Origin of the sequence: Sphingomonas sp. AOB5, from assembly GCF_029433115.1 — a bacterium.
Taxonomy (GTDB): domain Bacteria; phylum Pseudomonadota; class Alphaproteobacteria; order Sphingomonadales; family Sphingomonadaceae; genus Sphingomonas.
The window spans coordinates 38949-46965 of sequence record NZ_JARNTV010000027.1 but is presented as its reverse complement, the minus strand read 5'-3'; the positions used below and the strand labels follow the sequence as shown (position 1 = coordinate 46965).

Below are 8017 nucleotides of genomic sequence, written 5' to 3'. Positions count from 1 at the left end.
GAAGCCGGGATGGCCCCAGCCTCCGCCGAAGCCGCCGCCAATGCCGCGTCCCCGGCCCATGCCGCGCGCGGCACAGTCGCGGCCCTTGCGGCCGCCATGTTGAAATCCAAATCGCATCTTGAAATCCTATATTGAGCGAATCACGATGCGTCTAAGATATATCTTGATAGAGTTTTTGCAAGAGGTTTTATGTCGCGCCTTCGCAAAGCACCGCATCCGGGCCTATCTAGGCGGCGATGGCCGATCTCTTCGCGACCCATGAAACCACCGCCCCGCCCGAGGAATTGCCCGAGGGCGCGCCGCTTGCTGATCGCCTGCGTCCGCGGAAACTCGAGGACGTGGTCGGACAAGAGCATCTGACCGGGCCGGAAGGCGCAATCGGCCGGATGGTCGCCGCCGGCCGCCTCTCCTCGATCATCTTCTGGGGACCGCCCGGCACCGGCAAGACCACCATCTCGCGCCTGCTCGCCGACGCAGTGGGCCTGCGCTTCGTTGCGATCAGCGCGGTGTTCTCGGGCGTTGCCGATCTGAAGAAGGTCTTTGCCGAGGCGAAGGAACATGCCCGGATCGGCCGCAAGACATTGTTGTTCGTGGACGAGATCCACCGCTTCAACCGCGCCCAGCAAGACGGCTTCCTGCCCTTTGTCGAGAACGGCACCGTCACTTTGGTCGGTGCCACCACCGAGAATCCGTCGTTCGAACTGAACGCCGCGCTTCTCAGCCGCGCGCAGGTGCTGATCCTCCACCGGCTCGATGCCGCCGCGCTCGACCGGTTGCTCCAGCGTGCCGAGGAACTGGAAGGCCGTCCCCTCCCCCTCGACGAAGCTGCCCGCGCCGCGCTGATCGCCAGTGCGGACGGCGATGGCCGCTTCCTGCTCAATCAGGCGGAGACGCTGTTTTCGGTCAACCTGCCCGCGCCGCTCGATCCCGCAGGACTTTCAGCACTGCTCCAGCGCCGCGTCGCGGTCTATGACAAGGATCGCGAGGGTCATTACAACATCATCTCGGCGCTGCATAAGTCGATCCGCGGCAGCGATCCGCAGGCCGCGCTCTACTATCTCGCGCGCATGCTCACCGCGGGGGAGGAGCCGCTCTACGTGCTGCGCCGCCTCACCCGCGCCGCGGTCGAGGATATCGGGCTGGCCGACCCCAACGCGCTGGTCCAGTGCATCGCCGCCAAGGATACCTACGACTTTCTGGGCAGCCCCGAGGGAGAACTCGCCATCGCGCAGGCCTGCCTCTATCTCGCCACGGCGCCCAAATCGAACGCAGTCTATACCGCGCAAAAGGCCGCATGGCGCAGCGCGAAGGAAACCGGCTCGCTGATGCCGCCGGACAATATCCTGAACGCCCCGACCAAGCTGATGAAGGACATCGGCTATGGCAAGGATTACGCGTACGACCATGATGCCGAGGACGGCTTCAGCGGCGCGAACTATTGGCCCGACGAACTCCCGGCCCAGAGCTTCTACACCCCCACCGAACGCGGGATGGAGAAGCGCATCGCCGAACGCATGGCATGGTGGGACCAGATGCGCCGTCAGCGGCGTGGGGAATAGCCGCTACATGCCGTGATTGCGGGCGAACCGCTCGAACAGGTCCGGCCAAGGATGCGGTTTGCCCCGCTCGTTCAACGGCAGGCCGTGCCCGCCCTTTTCGAAGACATGGAGTTCCGACGGGATTTTCGCCGCCTGTAGCGCCGTGAACATGGTCAGGCTGTTGGCGACACCCACCACCGGATCGTCCGCCGCATGCGCCACCAATGTCGGCGGCATGTCGGCAGGCAGACCATTCTCGGCCGAATAGCGCGCGATCCGCTCGGGCGTGGCGTTCCCGCCCAGCAGTTCGCGCTTCGAATGCGCATGGGCGTTCGGTTCGGTCATGGTGATGACCGGGTAGAACAGTCCCACCATGGTCGGCCGCGCCGATTGCGTGTCGGCGGCGTCCACCGGTTCATAGGTCTTCAGGCCCGAACGGCCGGCCAGCCGCGCGGTCAAATGCCCGCCCGCCGAAAAGCCCATCGCAGCGACCCGCGCCGGATCGATCCCCCATTTGGAAGCGCCCGCACGGATCAGCCGCATCGCGCGCTGTGCGTCCTGTAACGGCGTGTCCGGCCCCGCCGCCCAGCCGTCGCGCGGCAGGCGGTAGAGCAATTCGAACACCGTATATCCCCGCGCCGCGAACAGCCGGGCGATCCCCGATCCCTCGCGCCCCACTGCCACCCGGGCATAGCCGCCGCCGGGGATATAGAGGATCGCGCGGCCATTGGGCTGTGCGGGCGGCACGACGTTGAGCATCGGCGTCGCGACACGCGGCCAGGCGATGTCGTCAGGCGGACCGTCCGGCGATCGCTTGACCGTCTCATCGCGCACGCTGAGGCCCTCGCCGCCGGGCGGCGAACCGGGCCAGATCGGAAAGCGTTCGATGGGTGCGGCGGCCAGCACAGGCATCGGCAACACCGCCGCAGCCCCGGCCGCGACCGATCCGGCCAGCAAGGTGCGGCGGCTGACGCCCGGTCCCGGTAACTGCATCTCGCGCCTCTCCGCCCACTATTATCAGAATTGTCTTATCATTCGTGCCGCCAACAATGGAACCGAAAGTTGCAGGCACCTGCCGGTTGGGCCTTCCAAAACGCGAAACGCTCTGCTTCCTTGCACAGCATGACCTTCGCCCGCCTCCGCATGGCCGCATGCGCAATCGCCGCCTTCGCCATCGCCACGCCTGCCGTCGCCCAACAGCGCACGCCGACCGCTTACGAACGCAGCATCGCCGCGGGCTACAAGGCGCTGACCATCTGCAGCGCGATGTTCAACGGCAGCCGCACCCAGGCGCAGATCGACGGGCTGGAGCTGACCGGCATCTACACCGACTATCAGCCGCTGATCCCGATGCTCGCGGCCAGCGTGACGCGTTACATGACGAAGAACGCCACGCCCCAGCTCTGGGGCGCCAGCGTCACCGTCCGCTTCGACCAGAACCTGCCGCCGCGCCGCGCCGACTGGCGCCATGACCGCGGCTGCACGATCCTGCCCCCCGGCTCGACCGCGCCATCGCTGGCGGCCAGCGTTCCCACCGCACCTTTCACCCCCTTCGCCGGCAGCATGGATGCCCGTCCCTGGCCGATGGGCGAAGCGGGCCTCGTCCCGCGCGTGATCCCCGCGCTCGAGGATCCGGTGCGCAAGGCGCTGAGCGGCGGCTATCAGGGCCGCACCACCTCGGTCATCGTCGTGCAGGACGGTCAGATCGTCGCCGAACGCTATGCCTCGGGCTTCGGCCCGCACTCGACCCAGCGCACCTGGTCGGTGGCCAAGAGCATCACCGGCACGCTGGCAGGCATCGCCTCCCGTCAGGGTCTCGTCCGCACCAGCCAGCCCTCGGGCCTGTGGCGGGGCGATACCCGCGCCACGATCACACTCGACAATCTGCTGCGCATGGCCAGCGGGCTGCACACGGCCTATGCGGGCAACCGCACCGACGCGCTCTATTTCGGCGGCACCACCGTCGACGAGGAGATCGCCTATTGGCCGATCGAGGCTGCGCCGGGCTCACGCTTCCGCTACGCCAATGTCGATATCGTGGCGGCGATGCGCGTGGTGCGCAGCGCGATGAAGAACGATGTCCGCTATGCCGCCTATCCGCGCACCGAATTGTTCGCGAAGCTGGGCATGACCCGCACCGTGGCGGAGCTGGATGCGGGCGGCAATTTCGTCCTCTCCAGCCAGGTCTGGTCCTCGGCGCGCGACTTTGCGCGGCTCGGCATGTTCTGGATGGCCGATGGCGTCTGGCAGGGCCAGCGCATCCTGCCCGCCGGCTGGATGAAGTACATGACCACGCCCAGCGGCCCGCAGCCGACCAGCGGGGCCGGCTATGGCGCCACCCTGTGGCTGTTCGGCCCCGAACAAGGGCTGCCCGCCGGCACCTATGCCGCGCAGGGCAATCGCGGCCAGGTCATCTTCGTCATCCCCTCGCGCAAGATCGTCGTGGTCCGCCGCGGCGAGGATGCGGTGGGCAGCGCGTTCGACGCACCCAAGTTCGTGGCGGACGTACTGAAGGCGCTGCCGTGAACGACTGGGACGACGCGGTCGCCTATGCCTGCTCGCTCCCGGACGTGGTGATGGAGAAATGGTGGGGCACGCCCTGCCCCAAGATCAACGGCAAGGGCTTCATGTCCCCCGGCCGCGAGCCGGAGAGCTTCGCACTTTCGGTCACCCATCCGGAAAAGCAGGTCCTGTTCGAAACCGATCCCGAGACCTTCTGGCAGACCGATCATTATCACAACTATCCGATGCTGCTGATCCGCTACGGCACGTCGGCACGCGAGCGGATCGAGCTTTATATCCAGCGCGCCTGGTGGGATCGTGCGAAGAAGCCCCAGCGCCTCGCCGCGGGGATGGCGGAGCGGCCTTGAACGCACCCACCCACTTCACCCGCTTCGCCGCGATCGACTGGTCCGGCGCGAAGGGGGAGCGCCAGCGCGGTATCGCGATCGCCATGTGCGAACTGGGGGATGATGCGCCCGTCCTGATCCCGCCGCCGGGCCGCGCATGGTCGCGGGCGCAGGCCCGTGAATGGATGCTCGATCAGGCAACAAACGCTTCGCCGACCCTAATCGGGCTAGATCTGTCGCCCGCACTGCCGTTCGACGATGCCGGCTGCTATTTTCCCGAATGGGACGAAACGCCCGCCGATGCGCGCCGGCTTTGGAAACTGGTCGATGCGATGAGCGCGGAGGATCCGCACGAAGCCGCGATCAGCTTCCTGCGTCATCCCGAGGTCAGCCGCCATTTCCGCATCCAGCAGATTGCCGGCGACCTGTTCCCTGGCGGCCGTGGACGATTGAGACTGTGCGAGGAGCGGCAGCGCGACATGCAGCTTCTGCCGTCGAGCTGCTTCAACCTTGTCGGCCCTGCGCAGGTGGGGAAGTCCAGCCTGACCGGCATGCGCGTTTTACACCAGCTTGGCGGTCGCCTGCCGGTATGGCCGTTCGACGCCGCTCCCTCCGCCGGACCGCTGATCGTCGAGATATACACCTCGCTCGCCGCCCGCGAGGCCGGGTTGCCGCGCGGCCGATCGAAGATGCGCGACGCGTCCTCGCTGGCCGATGCGCTTCGCAAGCTCGGCGTCACACAGGATCATGCTCCCCTCGCCCGCTATGACGATCATGCCACCGATGCGATCCTCACCGCGGCCTGGATGCGGCGGAACGCGCAGAGTGCCGCACTCTGGAATCCCGCCGGTCTCGACAAGGTCGCATCGACGGAAGGCTGGACCTTCGGCGTCTCCTGACGCAAGGAGACGCCCGTGCCGGTTTAGCTCAGCTGGTAGAGCAGCGGTTTTGTAAACCGAAGGTCACGGGTTCGATTCCTGTAACCGGCACCATAATCCAGGGGGGATGGCATGCTCGATACGCTGACCGCAGACACGTTCGAGGCCCATCTCGGCAGCGCCTTCGCGGTCAATGCCGAGGGGAACGAGGATGTTCTCACCCTGATCGAGGTCGAGCGCTACACCCTGCCGGGCAACCGCGACCGCGCGCCCTTCGCACTGACCTTCCATGGCGGCCGGGATGACGCGATGTACGATTCGCAGGTGCTGCCGATGGACCATGCCGAACTCGGGCGGCTCGATATCTTCATCTCGCCCTTCGGCCGGAACGAGGACGGCACCTTCTGTTATCAGGCGATCTTCAACTGACCGGCTTCCACGTCATCGCCACATCGGCGCCGGTGGTGCCGGTCTCGACGAACCCCTTGCGCAAATAGAGCCGCCGCGCCGGATTATAGGGCCGGACGCTCAGATGCACCGGCCGTCCCGCCGCCTGCGCATCGGCCAGCACCCGATCCAGCAGTGCCGCGCCCAGGCCCTTGCCCTGCCACTGCGGCATCACCGCGATATCGACCAGGTGCCGCCCGTCCATCGCCCTTGCGAGATAGAGGCGCCCTACCGGTTCGCCGCGATGCTCGACCACCGACCAGTCGGCATCGGGATAGGCCGCGCGGTAATGGCTGCGCTGCAGGTTGAATTGCTGGGCCAGCAGCATTTCGATCTGCGCATCCGGCATGCCCGACGCCGCGAACTCGTCGCGGCGCCCGGCCACGAACAGCCGGCGCAGGAACGGCTCGTCCGTATCGGTCTCGGGCCGCAGGCTGAACTTCACGCCTGCACCACCTGCCCCTCGGCCACCCGGATCACCTGATCGCACCAGCTCAGGCTCTCCTCGCGGTGCGAGATCATCAGGATCGTCGGGCCGGGATCCAGCGCCTTCAGCCGGCCGAGCAACGCCGCCTCACCCGCCGCATCGATGGCATTGGCCGCTTCGTCGAGTACCAGCAGCCGCGGCTTGCGCAGCAGCGCGCGGGCCAACCCGATCCGCTGCCGCTCGCCGCCGGACAGCAAGGTGCCGCGCTCGCCGACGACCGTATCCAGACCATGCTCCAGCCGCGCCACGATCTCGGTCGCCCCCGCAAATTCCAGCGCGGCGGCGATTGCCTCGTCATCCACCTGCGGATTGCTCCACAACAGGTTGCGGCGGACGGTGTCGTGGAACAGGAAACCCTCCTGCGAGACATAGGCGATCTGCCCCGCCCAGCCCGCCAGCAGCCCATCCTCGAGCAGCTTGCCACCGACGCTGACCGTCCCCGATTGCGGCGACAGCAGCCCGACGATCATGTCGACCAGCGTAGTCTTGCCCGCCCCCGAAGGCCCCGCCACGCCCACGAACACACCCGGCTCGATCCGCAACGTCGCATCGCGCACACCACGGCCGCCGGGATGCTGATAGCTGGCACCGGTCAGTTCGATCGCTCCGGCGGGCGGCGGCACCGCATCGGGCAGCGTCGTTCCATCCCCGCGCAGTTCGTCTTCCAGACCGCGCACCGCCTCGAAGCTGGGCAGGGTGAACACGAACTGCTGCGCCGCCTGGTAGAGCTGCATCGCCGGGGTGCTCATTCGCCCGAACACCAGCACCAGGGTGATCAGGATCGCGGGCGAGACCTGCATGAAGCCGAACCCCGCCAGCACCACCCCCGCGCCGAGCAGGCTGGAGACGATCGCGAAGATCAGCCGCCCCTGTGCCTGCCGCTGCTGGAAGATCAACTGGCCGGCGCGGATATCGGTCTGGATCGCTTCGAACTCGGCGGCGAAGTTCTCGCGGGCATTCTGCGCCGCCGCTGTCTTCAGGCCGGTCAGAAAGCCACCGGCATTGCCCATCATCGCCTGACCCGAACGGACCAGCTTCGTGCCCAGCTCGTGCGTCTTGTCCTGTGTCGCGAGGAACACCGCGCCGCCGATCCCGAACAGGAGCAGGGCCACCGCCGCCAGCCCGGGCGCGAGCGAGAAGGCGATCACCACCTGGATCACCAGCATCGCCGCGGTCACCACGCCCTGAACCATGGAGAAGGAGGATGAGGTCAGCCGCTGCACCTCGGTGGTGATGAGGTTGGTGACCCGGGCATGGCGCAATCCGACAACGCGGTGCCACGGCGCCTCGGCCAGCGCGCGCATCGCGCGGTTGCGCTCGGCCTCGATGAAACCGGTCTGGAGCCGGGCGATCACCATATCGCGCGCATAAAGGGTGAAGGCGCGCACCATGCTGAGCGCGACAAAGGCAGCGATCAGCACGCCGAGTTGCTGAAGCTGTGTGACCAGTCCGGCACCGCGCAGCAGCGTCGAGATATAACCGTTGCCGCCTTCCACCACGACGCCGATGATCGGCACCAGCAGCAGGACGCCCGCACCATCGAGGATCGCCGCGGCGAGCAGCCAGGCGCCCGCGTGCACGCCACGCCACCCGGCATAGCTTATGAACGCCCCCACCATTGCCGAAACCGCGCGTGACAGATCGCGCATGCGTGAAACCGTACCCCCGCTCATGCCTGCGGGCTTAGCGGGCCACGGGCGGGCTGCCTAGGGAGATGGCCAGGCGATCCGGCATTTACCCTTTCGGGGAAGCAAGAGTCACAAGAGTCACACTGGCATGGCGTTTCGCGAGAGCGGCGGTTTGGCTGTTGGATTTTAC

8 protein-coding genes and 1 tRNA gene are annotated in these 8017 nt (G+C 67.0%); 6 read left to right on the top strand and 3 right to left on the bottom strand.

The window, feature by feature from the left end; translation table 11 throughout:
• Nucleotides 1–236: 236 nt before the first annotated feature.
• Nucleotides 237–1559 (top strand): replication-associated recombination protein A, encoded by a 1323-nt coding sequence (locus tag P1X14_RS12970; RefSeq protein WP_277315799.1) that lies wholly within the window; start codon nt 237–239, stop codon nt 1557–1559.
• Between the two features lie 3 nt (nt 1560–1562).
• Here the strand turns inward: P1X14_RS12970 and P1X14_RS12965 are convergent, their stop codons facing one another.
• Entirely contained in the window at nt 1563–2531 is a 969-nt protein-coding gene (locus P1X14_RS12965; protein WP_277315798.1) for an alpha/beta hydrolase, read from the bottom strand.
• Nucleotides 2532–2660: 129 nt separating this feature from the next.
• Here P1X14_RS12965 and P1X14_RS12960 point away from each other — a divergent pair, with 129 nt between their 5' ends.
• The 5 genes from P1X14_RS12960 to P1X14_RS12940 all read left to right on the top strand — a co-directional run bounded on the left by P1X14_RS12960 (nt 2661) and on the right by P1X14_RS12940 (nt 5694).
• Nucleotides 2661–4064 carry a serine hydrolase gene (locus P1X14_RS12960; RefSeq protein ID WP_277315797.1) on the top strand — a complete coding sequence of 468 codons (1404 nt, stop codon included), beginning with the start codon at nt 2661–2663 and terminating at the stop codon, nt 4062–4064.
• Complete coding sequence (locus tag P1X14_RS12955) at nt 4061–4408, top strand: hypothetical protein (RefSeq protein WP_277315796.1); 348 nt, start codon at nt 4061–4063, stop codon at nt 4406–4408. The genes P1X14_RS12960 and P1X14_RS12955 overlap by 4 nt, the downstream gene beginning before the upstream one ends.
• Entirely contained in the window at nt 4405–5286 is an 882-nt protein-coding gene (locus tag P1X14_RS12950; RefSeq protein ID WP_277315795.1) for a hypothetical protein, read from the top strand. Before P1X14_RS12955 ends, P1X14_RS12950 begins: the two co-directional genes overlap by 4 nt.
• A gap of 17 nt (nt 5287–5303) precedes the next feature.
• Nucleotides 5304–5379 (top strand) — tRNA-Thr (locus P1X14_RS12945).
• Nucleotides 5380–5397: 18 nt separating this feature from the next.
• The gene (locus P1X14_RS12940; protein ID WP_277315794.1) at nt 5398–5694 is read left to right on the top strand and encodes a hypothetical protein; all 297 of its coding nucleotides are present in this window, start codon (nt 5398–5400) and stop codon (nt 5692–5694) included.
• Here the strand turns inward: P1X14_RS12940 and P1X14_RS12935 are convergent.
• Both P1X14_RS12935 and P1X14_RS12930 read right to left on the bottom strand, forming a co-directional pair.
• Complete coding sequence (locus P1X14_RS12935; RefSeq protein ID WP_277315793.1) at nt 5687–6157, bottom strand: GNAT family N-acetyltransferase; 471 nt, start codon at nt 6155–6157, stop codon at nt 5687–5689. The two genes, P1X14_RS12940 and P1X14_RS12935, sit on opposite strands and share 8 nt — an antisense overlap.
• Nucleotides 6154–7848 carry an ABC transporter ATP-binding protein gene (locus P1X14_RS12930; RefSeq protein ID WP_277315792.1) on the bottom strand — a complete coding sequence of 565 codons (1695 nt, stop codon included), beginning with the start codon at nt 7846–7848 and terminating at the stop codon, nt 6154–6156. The genes P1X14_RS12935 and P1X14_RS12930 overlap by 4 nt, the downstream gene beginning before the upstream one ends.
• Between the last annotated feature and the right edge of the window lie 169 nt (nt 7849–8017).

Bases quoted from the DNA above. Each gene is read 5' to 3' on its own strand.
- P1X14_RS12970 (WP_277315799.1), top strand. From the start codon at position 237: ATGGCCGATCTCTTCGCGACCCATGAAACCACCGCCCCGCCCGAGGAA.
- P1X14_RS12965 (WP_277315798.1), bottom strand. From the start codon at position 2,531: ATGCAGTTACCGGGACCGGGCGTCAGCCGCCGCACCTTGCTGGCCGGA.
- P1X14_RS12960 (WP_277315797.1), top strand. From the start codon at position 2,661: ATGACCTTCGCCCGCCTCCGCATGGCCGCATGCGCAATCGCCGCCTTC.
- P1X14_RS12940 (WP_277315794.1), top strand. From the start codon at position 5,398: ATGCTCGATACGCTGACCGCAGACACGTTCGAGGCCCATCTCGGCAGC.
- P1X14_RS12930 (WP_277315792.1), bottom strand. From the start codon at position 7,848: ATGCGCGATCTGTCACGCGCGGTTTCGGCAATGGTGGGGGCGTTCATA.